The organism is Curtobacterium sp. MCBD17_003 (genome assembly GCF_003234885.2).
In the GTDB taxonomy this organism is placed as follows: Bacteria; Actinomycetota; Actinomycetes; order Actinomycetales; family Microbacteriaceae; genus Curtobacterium.
Window position 1 is genome coordinate 2079595 of sequence record NZ_CP126275.1, and the last position, 14499, is coordinate 2094093.

General features: G+C 72.6%; 12 protein-coding genes. 3 read left to right on the forward strand and 9 right to left on the reverse strand.

The features are described from left to right. Positions 1–35: 35 nt before the first annotated feature. Positions 36–332, reverse strand: a complete 297-nt coding sequence (locus DEI88_RS09845; protein WP_146246015.1) for a PH domain-containing protein — start codon at positions 330–332, stop codon at positions 36–38. Between DEI88_RS09845 and DEI88_RS09850 the strand changes: the two genes are divergently transcribed. Beyond that, positions 331–2523: a xanthine dehydrogenase family protein molybdopterin-binding subunit gene (locus DEI88_RS09850; RefSeq protein WP_111071573.1), complete on the forward strand. Its 2193-nt coding sequence runs from the start codon at positions 331–333 to the stop codon at positions 2521–2523. The two genes, DEI88_RS09845 and DEI88_RS09850, sit on opposite strands and share 2 nt — an antisense overlap. Before the next feature lie 52 nt (positions 2524–2575). On the opposite strand, the gene ftsY is transcribed toward DEI88_RS09850, so the two are convergent. Beyond that, on the reverse strand, positions 2576–3445 hold the full coding sequence (ftsY, locus tag DEI88_RS09855; RefSeq protein WP_111009298.1) for a signal recognition particle-docking protein FtsY: 870 nt from the start codon (positions 3443–3445) through the stop codon (positions 2576–2578). Between the two features lie 202 nt (positions 3446–3647). On the opposite strand from ftsY, the gene DEI88_RS09860 reads away from it, so the two are divergent. After that, complete coding sequence (locus DEI88_RS09860; RefSeq protein ID WP_111009299.1) at positions 3648–4664, forward strand: TerC family protein; 1017 nt, start codon at positions 3648–3650, stop codon at positions 4662–4664. Positions 4665–4681: 17 nt separating this feature from the next. Here the strand turns inward: DEI88_RS09860 and DEI88_RS09865 are convergent, their stop codons facing one another. The 7 genes from DEI88_RS09865 to DEI88_RS09895 all read right to left on the reverse strand — a co-directional run bounded on the left by DEI88_RS09865 (position 4682) and on the right by DEI88_RS09895 (position 13821). After that, positions 4682–8383: a chromosome segregation SMC family protein gene (locus DEI88_RS09865; protein ID WP_111071452.1), complete on the reverse strand. Its 3702-nt coding sequence runs from the start codon at positions 8381–8383 to the stop codon at positions 4682–4684. A 38-nt stretch (positions 8384–8421) separates the two neighbouring features. Beyond that, on the reverse strand, positions 8422–9387 hold the full coding sequence (mutM, locus tag DEI88_RS09870; protein WP_111048872.1) for a bifunctional DNA-formamidopyrimidine glycosylase/DNA-(apurinic or apyrimidinic site) lyase: 966 nt from the start codon (positions 9385–9387) through the stop codon (positions 8422–8424). Continuing rightward, positions 9387–10112, reverse strand: coding sequence for a ribonuclease III (gene rnc, locus DEI88_RS09875; protein WP_258368504.1), 726 nt, complete (start codon positions 10110–10112; stop codon positions 9387–9389). The genes mutM and rnc overlap by 1 nt, the downstream gene beginning before the upstream one ends. Positions 10113–10182: 70 nt before the next feature. Further along, positions 10183–10386 (reverse strand): 50S ribosomal protein L32, encoded by a 204-nt coding sequence (gene rpmF / locus DEI88_RS09880; RefSeq protein WP_111009303.1) that lies wholly within the window; start codon positions 10384–10386, stop codon positions 10183–10185. 3 nt (positions 10387–10389) lie between these two features. Next, positions 10390–10944, reverse strand: a complete 555-nt coding sequence (locus DEI88_RS09885; RefSeq protein ID WP_111071572.1) for a YceD family protein — start codon at positions 10942–10944, stop codon at positions 10390–10392. Positions 10945–11071: 127 nt separating this feature from the next. After that, on the reverse strand, positions 11072–11554 hold the full coding sequence (gene coaD, locus DEI88_RS09890; RefSeq protein WP_111013712.1) for a pantetheine-phosphate adenylyltransferase: 483 nt from the start codon (positions 11552–11554) through the stop codon (positions 11072–11074). Positions 11555–11580: 26 nt separating this feature from the next. Beyond that, positions 11581–13821 carry an ATP-dependent DNA helicase RecG gene (locus tag DEI88_RS09895; protein WP_111071571.1) on the reverse strand — a complete coding sequence of 747 codons (2241 nt, stop codon included), beginning with the start codon at positions 13819–13821 and terminating at the stop codon, positions 11581–11583. A gap of 84 nt (positions 13822–13905) precedes the next feature. Here DEI88_RS09895 and rsmD point away from each other — a divergent pair, with 84 nt between their 5' ends. Further along, complete coding sequence (gene rsmD / locus DEI88_RS09900) at positions 13906–14475, forward strand: 16S rRNA (guanine(966)-N(2))-methyltransferase RsmD (RefSeq protein ID WP_111009306.1); 570 nt, start codon at positions 13906–13908, stop codon at positions 14473–14475. The last annotated feature ends 24 nt before the right edge of the window (positions 14476–14499 follow it).

The following is a 14499-nucleotide window of genomic DNA, read 5'->3' on the forward strand; positions in this document are numbered from 1 at the left end:
CCCGGCCCGCCCACCGCGGGCGCGCGCGCCGGTCGTCAGGCGCGACGACCGGTGACGAGGCGCACCAACCACCCGATCACCGCGATCACGAGCACGACGATCCCGATCCAGAGCAGGATGCGCAGGGCTGCGCCGAGCAGACCGACGACCAGCAGGACGATGCCGACGATGATCGCGGTGGTGAGGAGCCAGCGCATGAGAGCCTCCGGGTCGAGCCGACGGCCGGGCGACCGCCCGACCACCGTCGACGCTAGCCCCGCGGGCGCGAGCTGTCCGGGAGTAGAAGGGTTCGAGATCGCCGCGCAGGTGGTCGTGGACGAGGCGGTGCGCATGGAGTCGGTGGACGAGCAGCGACGTGGACCGGTGCTCGGCGCGCCCCTCCCGAGGGTCGAGGGCGCCGACAAGGTCCGCGGACGGGCTCGGTACGCCGCCGAGACCGGCGGCGAGGACGTCGCCTGCTACGCGTGGGTCGTGCAGGCCGCGATCGCACGCGGCCGGGTCGTGGCGATCGACCGGGAGGCGGTGCTCGCCATGCCGGGGGTCGTCACCGTGATCGCGGCCGACGACGCACCACGGCTCACCGCCGTCCCGACGACCGAGCTCTTCGTGCTGCAGAGTGACCGCGTCCACTACCGGGGCGAACCGGTCGCGCTCGTCATCGCGGAGACCTTCGAGACCGCGCGGGCGGCCGCGGCCGCGCTCCGGGTGACCTACGACGCTGAGCCGGCGGACACGGTGTTCCCCGACGAACCGTCCTTCGGTCCGGACGACGCCCCCGGGGTGTTCGTCGCCCCGGAGTCGATCAACGGCGACCTCGAGCCGGACACCGACCAGGGCGACCTCGACCGCGCGCTCGCCGACGCGGACGTCGTCCTCGACGCGACCTACACCACGCCACCCCAGGTCAACAACCCGCTCGAGCCGCACGCCGCGACCGCGTGGTGGGTCGGCCCGTCGCGCGAGCAGGACGAGGACGGTCGACCACGCGCCGCTGCCGGTGCCCGGCTCGAGCTCATCGAGGCGACGCAGGGGCCGTCCCTGGCCGCGGGTGTGGTCGCCGACCTGTTCGGCATCGACGACAGCGCGGTCCGGCTCCGCACCGAGCACGTCGGCGGCGGGTTCGGCTCGAAGGGCTCGCCGAAGCCCGATCTGCCCCTGGCCACCATGGCCGCACTCGTCACCGGCCGTCGTGTGAAGCTCGTGTTCACGCGGCAGATGGTGTTCTCGATCGGTGGCTACCGCACGCCGACCGCCAGCCGGATCCGCCTCGGAGCGCGTCCGGACGGCACGCTCACCGCGATCGGTCACGACGTCCGCACCCAGACCTCCACGATCGGCACGTTCGTCGAACAGGTGGCGGACTGCACCCGCCACGTGTACGCCGCACCGAACCGCCGCACCTCGCACCGGTACGTCGCACTCGACGTGCCGACACCCCGCTTCATGCGCGCTCCCGGAGAGGCACCCGGGAGCTTCGCGCTCGAATCGGGGATGGACGAGCTCGCCGCCGCGCTCGGCATCGATCCCGTCGAGCTCCGCCTCCGGAACGAGCCGGACGTCGACCCGATCGACGGGGCGGCGTTCAGCACCAGGAACCTCGTCGGGTGCCTCCGCCGGGGGGCGGAGCTGTTCGGGTGGGAGGCCCGTGGGCGCGAGCCGCGCATGCGACGCGACGGACGGTGGCTGGTGGGCGCGGGTGTCGCCGCCGCCTACTACCCCGCTCGCGTCGTCCCGAGCGGAGCGACCGTCACCGCCGAGGCGGACGGGACGTTCACCGTCGGCGTCGCCGCCTCGGACATCGGGACCGGGTCCCGCACCGTGCTCCTGCAGGTCGCAGCCGATGCCCTCGAGGTCGGGGTGGACCGCATCCGCATGCACATCGCCGACTCGACGCTCCCGCAGGCCGCGCTCGGTGCGGGGTCGTTCGGGACGACCTCGTGGGGATGGGCGGTCGACAAGACCTGCCGCTCGTTGCGAGAGCGACTCGAGCGCGGAGCGGTCGTGCCGTCCTCCGGTCTCTCGGTGACGGAGCGGACCGACGACAACGTGCAGCACCTCGCGGAGCGGTCGCGGCACGCGTACGGCGCGCAGTTCGTCGAGGTCCGCGTGGACACGGACTCCGGCGAGGTACGGGTCGACCGCATGGTGGGCGTGTTCGCCGCGGGCCGCATCTACAACGCCCGCACGGCCCGAGCGCAGCTCGTCGGTGGGATGACGTGGGGCATCGGCATGGCGCTGCACGAGGACGCCGAGATCGACCCCGTGGCGGGCGACATCGGCAACCACGACCTCGCCACGTACCACGTCGCGACGAACGCGGACGTGGAGTCGATCCACGCCGAGTGGCTCGACGAACCCGGCGAGGACCTCACGCCGCTCGGCGGCAAGGGGATCGGGGAGATCGGGATCGTCGGTGCTGCCGCGGCGCTGGCGAACGCCGTCTGGGACGCGACCGGCGTGCGGGTCCGTCGCCTGCCGATCCGACCGGACGCCCTCGTCGATCGGATGCCGGCCCGAGCCTGATCCGGCGCCCGTTCGGACACCCGGGCACGGTCACCGTCCAGGCGTCGAACGGTCAGCCGACGAGGTTCTGCACGAAGACGTGGGGCGTGAACCCGGTGAGGTCGTTGATGCCCTCGCCCTGGCCGATGAGCTTGATGGGGATCCCCGTCTTCTCCTGCACGCTGAGCACGAACCCGGCCTTCGCCGAGCCGTCGAGCTTCGTGATGACGAGACCGGTGACGCCCGCGCCCTCGATGAACGCCTGCGCCTGCGCGAGGCCGTTCTGCCCGGTGGTGGCGTCGAGGACGAGCAGCACCTCGGCGATCTCCGTCTGCTTCTCGACGACGCGCTTGATCTTCGAGAGCTCGTCCATGAGACCCGCCTTGGTGTGCAGGCGGCCGGCGGTGTCGATGACGACGATCTCGATCCCCTCGCGCATCGCCCGGTCGACGGTCTGGTAGGCCACCGACGCGGGGTCCTGTCCGGGCTGCTGCGGTCGCACGACCTCGACCCCGGCGCGCTGGGCCCACGTCGCGACCTGCTCCACCGCCGCGGCACGGAACGTGTCCGCGGCGCCCACGAGCACGCTGCGGTCGTAGGTACGGAGGAACTTGGCGAACTTGCCGATCGTCGTCGTCTTGCCGACGCCGTTCACACCGACGACGAGCACGACGGCCGGGCGGTTCGACAGCTTCAGCGTGGTGTCGAGCTTCGACAGGCGCTCCTCGAGCACCTCGCGCAGCATCCGGTTCAGGTCCGCCGGATCGGTCGTCTGGTACCGGTCCACCTGCGCACGGAGGTCGTCGACGACCTCTTCGGTGATGTCCGGCCCGAAGTCGGCACCGATGAGCGCCGCCTCGAGGTCCTCCCAGGTCGTCTCGTCGATCGTGCGCCGTTGGAACAACCCGCGGAGCCGACTCGAGAGGGACCAGGAACTCGCCATGCTCCCAGCTTAGAGCGGGCCGATCGCGCGCGATCACCGGTAGCCTGGCACCACGAAGGGGAGTATTCCTCCCGCGGTGGTGCCGTCAGTACGGTCCGGGACGATCCGGGCCCGGTGCCATCGGCCGCTCGTCCGGGCGGCGGAAGAGACCTTCAGTCGTCGTCGTCCCCGATTCCGGGAACGGCCCTACTGGAGGATCCACGTGGACGTCCACATCGCCGTCTGGCTCGGCACCATCGCGCTGGTGCTCGCGCTCCTCGTCTTCGACTTCTTCTCGCACGTGCGCAAGGCGCACGAGCCCACCATCCGCGAGTCGACGACCTGGTCGCTCGTGTACATCGGGATCGCGGTCCTCTTCGGCCTCGGCGTCTGGGCGTTCGGCGGCCACCAGGCGGGCGGCGAGTTCTTCGCCGGGTGGATCACCGAGGAGTCGTTGAGCATCGACAACCTCTTCGTGTTCCTCATCATCATGACCGCGTTCAAGGTCCCGCGCGCGTACCAGCAGAAGGTCCTCCTCGTCGGCATCGCGATCGCGCTCATCGCACGCGGCGTGTTCATCGCCCTCGGCGTCGTCATCATCGACAACTTCTCGTGGGTCTTCTACCTGTTCGGCGCGCTGCTGTTCTGGCTCGCCTGGAGTCAGGCGCGCGGCGGGCACGAGGACGAGAGCGCCGGCGAGTCGCGGCTGATCCGCGTGCTGCGCCGCATCCTGCCGACCTCGGAGGACTACGACGGCGACCGCGTCACCACGAAGGTCGACGGCCGTCGCCTCCTCACGCCGATGGCGCTCGTCATGGTGGCGCTCGGCCTCACGGACGTGCTCTTCGCCCTCGACTCGATCCCCGCGATCTTCGGGCTGACGCAGGACGCCTACATCGTCTTCGTCGCCAACGCGTTCTCGTTGCTCGGTCTGCGACAGCTGTACTTCCTCATCTCCGGGCTCCTCGAGCGCCTCATCTACCTCGGGCAGGGACTCGCCGTCATCCTCGGGTTCATCGGCGTGAAGCTCGTGTTCCACGCCATGCACGTCAACGAGCTCCCGTTCGTCAACGGCGGTCACCACATCGAGTGGGCTCCGGAGATCCCGATCTGGTTCTCGCTGTCGTTCATCGTGCTCGTCGTCGCGGTGGCGACGATCGTCAGCCTCGTCGTGTCCGCGCGGCGGGTCCGCCGCGGCGAACCGCTCGACGGCCATCACGACCAGCGCGTCGAGGCCTGATCCGCTGATCGGGGCGCTCAGCTCGCGGCGCGCTCGCGCTCCGCGTCCTGCACGCGCTGCCCGACGACCGCGCTGACGCCGTCCTGCCGCATCGAGACGCCGTACAGCGCGTCGGCGATCTCCATCGTCCGCTTCTGGTGCGTGATCACGATGAGCTGCGACGAGGTCCGGAGGCGTCCGAACACGGTGAGGAGTCGCCCGAGGTTGGCGTCGTCGAGCGCGGCCTCGACCTCGTCCATGATGTAGAACGGGCTGGGCCGGGCCGTGAAGATCGCGACGAGCAGCGCGATCGCCGCGAGGGAGCGCTCGCCGCCGGACAGCAGGGTGAGCCGGTCGATCTTCTTGCCCGCGGGGCGCACGGCGACGTCGATGCCGGTGGCGAGCATGTCGTCCGGATCGGTGAGCTCGATCGTGCCCGTCCCGCCGGGGAACAGGATCGGGAACACCTCGTCGAAGGCCCGCTTGGTGTCCTCGAACGCCGAGCGGAAGATCTCCTGCATCTTGCCGTCGAGCTCCTCGATGATCGTGAGGAGGTCCCCCCGCGTGCTCGTCAGGTCGTCGAGCTGCTCGGTGAGGAACCGGTGCCGCTGCTCGAGCGCCTGGAACTCCTCGAGCGCGAGCGGGTTCACCTTGCCGAGCTGTCCGAGGTCCCGTTCGGCGTCGCGGAGCCGGCGTTCCTGCTCCGCGCGCACGTACGGCACGGTCGGGACCTCGGTCTCGGAGCGGGGCGCGGCGTCCGGGTCCGGGAGCGCGGGGCCGCCGGGCAGTGTGGAGACCTCGGCATCGAGCGTCGCGGGGTCAGCGTCGGCGTCGACATCCGCGTCACGGTCGACTCCCGCCGCGCGCATCGCCTCGCGGTGCTGGCGCGCACGCACGCGGGGGTCGACGAGCACGTCCACGGGGACCGGGACGTCGGGGCCGTACTCGGCGACGAGCACCTGCTCGACCAGGCCGAGTTCGCTGCCGGCGCGTTCGAGCAGCGATGACACGTGCAGCTTCTTCTCGTAGATCTCCATCTCGAGCCCGTGGAGGCCGTCGGTGACCGACTGCAGCCGGTCGCGGAGGGACTGCTCCTCGGCCCGCAGGGTCTGGAGCTCCGTGTTCCGCCGCGCACGGTCGGCCTCGGCGGCGGTCAGCCGGACGCGGGCCTCAGCCACGGAGCGATCGACGGCGTCCAGGACCGCGGGGAGGTCGGCGATGACCCCCTCGGCGGCCTCGATCTGCCGGCGACGGATCACCGCGAGGCGCGCTTGTTCGTCGGCGGCCGCGCGCTCCGCGGCCAGCTGCCGCTCCAACGCCGCGCCCCGCGCCCGTTCGGCGCGCGCCCGCTCGCGGATGGTCTCGACCTGGATGCGCTGGTCGATCTCGTCGCTCCGCGCGGCCTCGAGGTCGTCGAGGAGGTCGTCACGCGCGGACGCGTCGAGGATCGGCCGTGGTGCGGCGAGGAAGGCGGCGTGCTCCTGGTCTGCGACGGCGAGCGCCTGCTCCGCCTGTTCGACGGCGCCCGCGGTCTCGGCGAGCGCGGCGCGGAGCCGGTCGGCCTCGCCTCGCGCGTTCTCCGCGCGGGTGCGCGCGGTCGCCGACGCCCGGTCGAACGCCGCCTTCGCGGCCACGTGGGCGCGGAGGGTGCGGTCGGCCTCGTCCGCCGTGGCGCGTGCCGCGTCCACGGCGTCACGCGCAGCTCGGAGGTCGGTGCCCGCCGCGTCGGCGGCCGCGACGACCTCGACGTGCCGGCTCGCGGCCGTGTCCCGCTCGGCCACGAGTTCGAGCCGCGACGTCGCGCGTTCCCCGCCGCCCGTCACGAGGACCGCGCGGACGACGTCACCCGCGGCGGTGACGACCGTCGCCTGCGGGACGGCGGCGAGCAGGGCCTCCAGGTCGGCCGTGGCCGGGTCCGCGCCCGGCTCGACGACGACGGTGTCCGCGAGCAGCGCCACGATCGCGGGAGGCCCGTCGACCACCTCGAGTGCCGGACGGACGCCGGACGGGAGGGCCGGGGGCAGGTGCGATCCCGTGCCCGGCGCGTCGGCGACGACGACGTCGATGCGACCGATGTCGTTCGTCCGTGCGGCGGTCACGGCGTCGAGCGCGGCGGACCGGGTGGCGGCGAGCACCGCGTCGGCGAGTCCGCCGAGGGCGGCCGCGACCGCGGCCTCGTACCCGGCGGCGACCCGGATGTGGTCGGCGAGTCGGCCGAGCACCCCGGCGCGCCCGGCGTCGATGAGCGCCTGTGAGCCGTCGCGGACGTCGAGCGACAGCCCGAGCGCGGTCACGCGTGCGGCGAGGGCGTCACGCTCGCGCTCGAGCCGATGCAGCCGCTCCCGCGCCTCGTCCCGTCGCGACTGGGCGCCCTCGAGCGCCGCCCGGGCGTCCGTGAGCAGCTGCGCCAGGTCGTCCTCGTCCGCGTCCAGTCCCGGGTCGCGGGCGATCCCGGCGAGCTCCTGTTCGGCGCGTCCGGCACGCTCCTCGGCCTCGGCGAGCGCCCGCTCCCGACGGGCACGGTCGGCCGTGGCGGAGGCGAGCCGCTGCCGTGCCACGTCGACGCGGTTGCCGAGGCGCTGGGCGTCCAGGTCGTGCTGCGACACGAGTGCGCTCTGCGCCGCGATCTCCTCGTCGAGGGCGTCGAGCGACGCACGCGCCCGGGCCACGCGCTCGGCCGCCGACGCCAGCGCGCCCTGGAGGTCCTCGGCGTTCGCCTCGAGACGCTCGGCCTCGTCCCGCGCGTCCGCGACCATCGACGGGGTGACGGTGGGGCCCTGGGCGGGCACGTCCGCCTGTTGGGCGAGCAGCAGGAGGCGCTGGTTCGCGAGGGTCGACAGCCCCCGCAGTCGCTCCTGCACGCTCTCGAGGCCGTGGAGCACCGTCCGCGCCCGGTCGACGTCGTCACCCACCATCGTCTGCTCGACGTGCTGCTGTCGGATGCGCGCCTGGTCGAGCCGCTCCTGGAGCACGATGCGCTCGCTCTTCCGGCCGGCCTCGACCGCGAGGTGCTCGGCGAGCTCCCGCCGCAGCCGGACGACGTCGTCCGCGAGGATCCTGGCCCGCGCGTCCCGGGCGACCGCCGCCACGGACTGCGCCTTGCGCGCGACCTCGGCCTGCCGTCCCAGCGGCTTCAGCTGACGCCGGATCTCGCCGGCGAGGTCGGACAACCGGGTGAGGTTCGCCTGCATCGCGTCGAGCTTGCGGAGCGTCTTCTCCTTGCGCCGACGGTGCTTGAGGATGCCGGCGGCCTCCTCGATGAAGCCGCGTCGGTCCTCCGGCGTCGCGTGGAGCACCTTGTCGAGCTGTCCCTGCCCGACGATGACGTGCATCTCGCGGCCGAGCCCCGTGTCCGACAGGAGTTCTTGGACGTCGAGCAGGCGACAGTTCTCGCCGTTGATGGCGTACTCGCTCCCGCCGTTCCGGAACAGGGTCCGCGAGATCGTGACCTCCGCGTACTCGATCGGGAGCACGCCGTCGCTGTTGTCGATCGTCAGGGTGACCTGCGCGCGGCCGAGCGGTCCCCGCGTCGAGGTGCCGGCGAAGATGACGTCCTCCATCTTGCCGCCGCGGAGCGTCTTGGCGCCCTGCTCCCCCATCACCCACGCGAGGGCGTCCACGACGTTCGACTTGCCCGAGCCGTTGGGACCCACGATGCAGGTCACGCCCGGCTCGAGTGCGAAGGTCGTCGGTTGCGCGAAGGACTTGAACCCCCTGAGGGTCAGGCTCTTCAGGTACACGGACGGCCTTCCATGCTCGCGCGATCGGTGGGCACAGGCTAGCCCAGGCGCGACCGCGGCCGTCGCTGGCACACGGGGCAGCGGTGGCTCGAGCGGTTCATGAACGCCTCGCGCACGATCGTCGCCCCGCAGCGGGGGCACGGCTGACCTTGTCGCCCGTACACGGCGAGCCGCTGGGAGAAGTACCCGGACTGCCCGTTCACGTTGACGTACTGGGCGTCGAAGCTCGTGCCGCCGTCCTCGAGCGCCCGGCGGAGCACCGCGCGCACCTCGTCGAGCAGGCCGGTCAGCGCGCGCCGGCTCAGTGCGTCGGCGGGGCGGTCGTGGTGCAGCCGGGCCGCCCACAGGCTCTCGTCCGCGTAGATGTTGCCGATCCCGCTGACCACACCCTGGTCGAGCAGCACCCGTTTGATGCCGCTGTGCCGACGGTGCGCGAGCGCGACGAACCGCGCGTCGTCGAACGCGGGGTCGAGGGGGTCCCGTGCGATGTGCGACACCTGCGTCGGGATCCGCCGTCGCCACGCCCCGTCGGGATCCGCCTGGTCGGCGGCACCGGCGTGCCCCGCGGGTGCGCCGTCGACGGTCGGGACGGTCGCGTCGACCGCCATCGAACCGAAGGTCCGTTGGTCGACGAACTCGAGCTCGACCGGCGGCTCGACGAGGCCGTCGGCGGTCCGGCCCGCGGGCTGCACCGCGAGGACCACCCTGCGGTGCCGAGCGGCCGGGCGGTCCCGACCGAGCAGGATCTGACCGCTCATGCCGAGGTGCGCCACGAGGGCCTCGGGACCCGCGCCGACGTCGTCGAGCGGCATCCACAGGAACTTGCCGCGCCGCACGGCGGCCTGCACGGTGCGCCCGGTCAGGCGGGCGACGAAGTCCTCGGCCGGGCCCCGGTGTCGCGTCAGAGCGCGCTCGTCGACGACGTGGACGTCGAGCACGCGGGCGCCCGTGACGGCCGGTTCGAGGCCCGCGCGGACGACCTCGACCTCGGGGAGTTCGGGCACTAGCGGGCGTCACCCGTGCCGGCGTCGGGTCCGTCCGCCGCGAGGAGGTCGACCGACTCCTCGCCGCGGCCGGACAGTCGCGTCCACGCGCCGAGCGCCGCGGCCATCTCGGCGTTCTTCTTGCTCGATCCGGTACCGCTCGCGATGTCCTCGCCCATGAGCACCACGGTGGCGTGGAAGGTCTTGTCGTGGTCGGGGCCCTCTTCGGTGACCCGGTACGCGGGGTTGCCGAGGGACCGTGCCGACGCCAGTTCCTGCAGGCTCGTCTTCGGGTCCATCGCGGCGCCGAAGCGGTCGGGGTCGACGAGCAGGGGCTCCACGAGGCGCAGCACGAGCGCGGTGGCGACGTCCGGCCCCGCGGACAGGTAGGTCGCGCCGATGACGGCCTCGACCGTGTCGGCCAGGATCGACGACTTGTCCCGGCCGCCCGTGAGCTCCTCGCCGCGACCGAGCTTGAGGAAGGCGCCGAGGCCGATGATGCGGGCGATCTCGGCGAGGGCGACGGTCGACACGAGACTCGCGCGTCGCTTGGCGAGCTCGCCCTCGTCCAGATCCGGGTAGTCGCGGTAGAGCTTGACCGTCACGGCCTGGCCGAGGATCGAGTCACCGAGGAACTCGAGTCGCTCGTTGTGCGCGATGCCCCCGTGCTCGTAGGCGAACGAGCGGTGCGTCAACGCCAGGTCGACGAGATCCGGGTCGACGTCGACGTCGAGGACGGCCAGCAGACGTGCAGCGTCCGACTCCGCGGGGGTCGACCCACGGGAACCGGACGCTGCACGCACTGATCCGCCTCGATCAGACGTCGGCGACCTTGCGGCCCTTGTACTCCATGTAGAGCGCGGTGCCGGCGCTGTCCTCGACGACCTTGGCGCGGTGCGGGAGGCTGTAGGTGACCTTGCCGTTCTCGACGGTCTTCACGAGCGCGACGGGCGCCGCCTTCCACTGCGAGCGGCGGGCGTGCGTGTTGGCGCGGGACTTCTTGCGCTTGGGAACGGCCATGGCTTATCTCTCTTCCTTGTCGGCGTCAGGACGAGCGCCGTCGGGGTCGGTGGTGTCGATTCGGAGTGCTGCGAGCGCGGACCAGCGCGGGTCGATGACCTCAGGGGTCACACGCTCGCCGACGTCCGCCAGGCGCTCACCCGTCACCGGGTCCAGTCCTGGGCAGTCCGGTCGGCAGACCGGTCGGAACGGCAGTGCGAGCACCACCGCGTCTCGGATCACCGGTTCACAATCCACGTGATCATCGTGAACCTGGAGATCAGAATCCTCCGAGGCATCATACGCGAACAACTCGGTGAAATCGACCTCGACCGGCTCGGTGATGTCGATCAGACAGCGGCTGCACTCGCCGACGGCCTCGGCGTCGGCGTGGCCGGACACCAGGATCCCCTCGTGCAGCCCCTCGAGTCGGACCTCGACGTGGAGCGCCCCACCGACCGGCACGGCGACCTGTCCGGCACCGAACGGTTCCGCGAGCTCGACGTCGAGGACGTGCTCGCGCATCTCGCCCGGGCGGTGCATGATGTCACGCACCGGCAGGGTGTACGGGGTGTTCACGAAGCCAGGCACGAGGATCGATCCTACCGCGCATCCCGCCCGAGAGCGAGCGTCAGCATGCCGCGGCGCACCCCGGTGCGGTGCGCGCAGGACGGCGGCGCCCGCCACCGACGGTCACCGCTCCGAGTCAGTGGGCCAGGGCCTCCACCACGACCCGCGGCACGTAGGGCGAGACGTCCCCACCGAGCGACGCGACCTGCCGGACGAGCGAACTCGACACGTGCGAGCGACCGGGCTCGGGGACGACGAACACGGTCTCGACGCCCGCGAGGTCGCGGTTCACGGCCGCCATCGGTGTCTCGTACGCGACGTCCGCGCTCGACCGCACCCCCTTGACGATCACGCGCGCACCGACCTGCCGGCAGTAGTCCACGAGCAGACCGGAGGACCACGACTCCACCCGGACGCCGTCGTGCAACCCGGCCTCGTCGAGCGCGGCGTCGATGAGCCGGACCCGTTCCGCGGCGTCGAAGAGGCTGCTCGTCTTGTCCGGGTTGTGCACGACGAGGACGTGGACCTCGTCGAAGATCGTGGCGGCACGCTGGATCACGTCGAGGTGCCCGACGGTGACGGGGTCGAACGAGCCGGGGACGACGGCGATCTGGGGCATGGACCGACCCTACCGACGCCGCCGCGTCAGTTCTTGCCGAGGAACGCCGCGTCGGTCTCGTCGAGGCGTCGGTCGAGCGCGGCCCGGAGCACGGCGTGGCGCTCGAGCGTCGGGTCCGCCGTCAACAGCCGCTCCGCCTCGCCCCGGGCATCGACGATGACGTCGGCGTCCCGCACGACCCGCAGGAGCGTCAGCGACGACCGGCCGCCCGACTGTCGCTCACCGAGCACGTCGCCCTCACGTCGGAGTTCGAGGTCGACGCGTGCGAGCTCGAACCCGTCGTCCGAGCCGGCCACCGCGTCCACGCGCTCGCGCGCCGGTGTGCCGTCCTCGGCGCTCGTCACGAGCAGACAGACGCCCGGGTGACCGCCACGCCCGATGCGCCCACGGAGCTGGTGCAGCTGGGACACCCCGAACCGGTCGGCGTCGAGGACCGCCATCATCGAGGCGTTCGGGACGTCGACGCCGACCTCGATCACGGTCGTCGCGACGAGCACGTCGACGTCCCCCGCGGCGAACGCGGTCATGGTGGCGTCCTTGTCCTCGGCGGGCATCCGGCCGTGGAGGACCGCGATCCGCCGGTCCCGCAGCTCCGGCATCGCGCGGATCCGCTCCGCCGTCCCGAGGACGGTGGCAGGGGGACGACGAGTGGGACCCGTCGCGCCCGCGTCGGCCTGGACCGCGTCGTCACCGGCTTCCTCGCCCTCCTCGACCGAGCCGTCCTCGATGGCCGGGCACACGACGAACGCCTGCCGCCCCGACGCCAGTTCCTCGGCCATCCGGGTCCAGATCCGGTGCTCCCAACCCGGGTGGTCCGCGAGGGCGACGGTGTGGGTCTCGACACCTGCCCGCCCCGAGGGCAGCCCCTGGATCGTCGACACGTCGAGGTCGCCGAAGACCGTCATGGCGACGGTGCGCGGGATCGGGGTCGCGGTGAGGACGAGCACGTGCGGCGGGGTCCTGCCCTTGGTGCGCAGGGCCTCGCGCTGTTCGACGCCGAACCGGTGCTGCTCGTCGACGACGACCAGGCCGAGCTCGGCGAAGTCGACCCGATCGCCGAGGAGCGCGTGCGTGCCGACGACGAGCCGTGACCCGCCGCTCGCCGCCGCGAGGAGCGCCCGCTGCCGCTCGCGGGAGGACTGGGAACCGGTGACGATCACCGGCCGGAGCTCGGCGGCGAGGTCCGGTCCGAGGAACCGCACGATCGAGCGGAGGTGCTGCGCCGCCAGGACCTCCGTCGGTGCGATGAGCGCCGACTGGCCGCCGGACTCCGCCACCGTGAGCATCGCGCGGATCGCCACGAGGGTCTTGCCGGATCCGACCTCGCCCTGCACGAGCCGGTGCATGGGGTGGTGCTCGGCCAGGTCGGCGGCGATCTCCGCGCCGACGGCCGTCTGGTCGTCCGTCAGCGTGAAGGGGAGGTGCCGGTCGAAGCGCTCGAGCACGCCACCCGGCGCCGCGACCCGCGGCGTCGACGCGGTCGCCCGCGCGGCCAGGCGCCGTCGGACGAGCGCGGTCTGCAGCACGAAGGCCTCGCGGTACCGGAGCGCGTCCTGCGCGGCCTTCCAGTCGGCGGTCCGCTCGGGCCGGTGCAGGAGCTCGAGCGCGCGCCGGTGCCCGAGCAGGCCCAGTCGGGCGCGCACCGACGACGGCACCGGGTCCTCGAGCTCGGGCAACGTGTCGAGCACGACCCCGACGGCCTTGGCGATCTGCCACGACGACAGCGTCGAGGTCGCCGGGTAGATCGGGATCGGCTGTCGCGACCAGCGCATCGCCTGCTCGCCGTCGGCGTCGGCCGTGGCCCGCGGGTCGTCGGCGTCGAACAGCTCGTAGTCGGGGTGCGCGAGCTGCCGTGCGCCCCGGTAGTCGGACACCTTGCCCGCGAAGATGCCGCGTGCGCCCGCGACGAGGTCCTTCGCGCGCCAGCCCTGGTTGAAGAACGTGAGTGTGAGGATGCCGTTGCCGTCGCCGATGCGTGCCTCGAGGATGGACCCGCGCCGCTGCCGCATCGTCCGTTCACGGACGTCCACGACCTCGGCCACGATGGTCACGGACTCCCCCACCGCGAGCTCGTCGAGGGCCGTCAGCGCGCCGCGCTCGGCGTACCGCCGCGGGGCGTGCGCGAGCAGGTCGCCCACCGTGCGGATGCCGAACGCCTTCTCGAAGGCCGTCGCGGTGCGGCCGCCGAGCACCCCACTCAACCGTGCGTCGAGCGGGTCCGGGGTGACTGCCGGGGACGACGCGGACGCGGGACTGGCGGTGACCACGTCGCAACGGTAGTCGCTCCCGCCGACATGCACCGGGCCTCCCAGCCGTGCACGACGTCCGCTGGTGCCGATACGGTGTCGTGCGTGACCCGGATCATCGCGGGGGCCGCTGGCTCCACGACGCTGCGCGTGCCGCGGGCCGGCACGCGACCCACGAGCGACCGTGTGCGCGAGGCCCTGTTCTCCTCGCTCGACGCGCGGGGACTCGTCGCCGGCGCGGCGGTGCTCGACCTCTACGCCGGCACGGGCGCTCTGGGCCTCGAGGCGGCGTCACGCGGCGCGGTCGAGGTCGTGCTCGTCGACCGCGCAGCACCCGCGGCAGCCGCCTGCCGCGAGAACGCCCGGTCGGTCCAGCGGAGGACCGGCGGCGCCACCCACATCGACGTCCACGCACAGTCCGCGCTCGGGTACCTCCGATCCACCGGTCGCCGCTTCGACCTGGTGTTCATCGACCCGCCGTACGAGGTGGACGAGGACGAGATCCAGGCCGTGCTCGCGGCCCTCGTCCCCCGGCTCGGGCCGGAGGCGCTCGTGGTCGTGGAACGCAGCACCAGGTCGCCGCAGCCGACCTGGCCCGACGGCCTCCAGGCCTGGAGCAAGCGCACGTACGGCGACACCGTCGCGTGGGAGGCCGCGCCCGACATCACGGACTGACCCCGGCGCCCACCGCGCTCGTCC

Excerpts from the sequence above, each read along its gene's own strand:
- rpmF (WP_111009303.1), bottom strand. The coding sequence starts at position 10,386 with ATGGCCGTTCCCAAGCGCAAGAAGTCCCGCGCCAACACGCACGCCCGC.
- DEI88_RS09850 (WP_111071573.1), top strand. The coding sequence starts at position 331 with ATGGAGTCGGTGGACGAGCAGCGACGTGGACCGGTGCTCGGCGCGCCC.
- coaD (WP_111013712.1), bottom strand. The coding sequence starts at position 11,554 with ATGCCCCAGATCGCCGTCGTCCCCGGCTCGTTCGACCCCGTCACCGTC.
- ftsY (WP_111009298.1), bottom strand. The coding sequence starts at position 3,445 with ATGGCGAGTTCCTGGTCCCTCTCGAGTCGGCTCCGCGGGTTGTTCCAA.
- DEI88_RS09845 (WP_146246015.1), bottom strand. The coding sequence starts at position 332 with ATGCGCACCGCCTCGTCCACGACCACCTGCGCGGCGATCTCGAACCCT.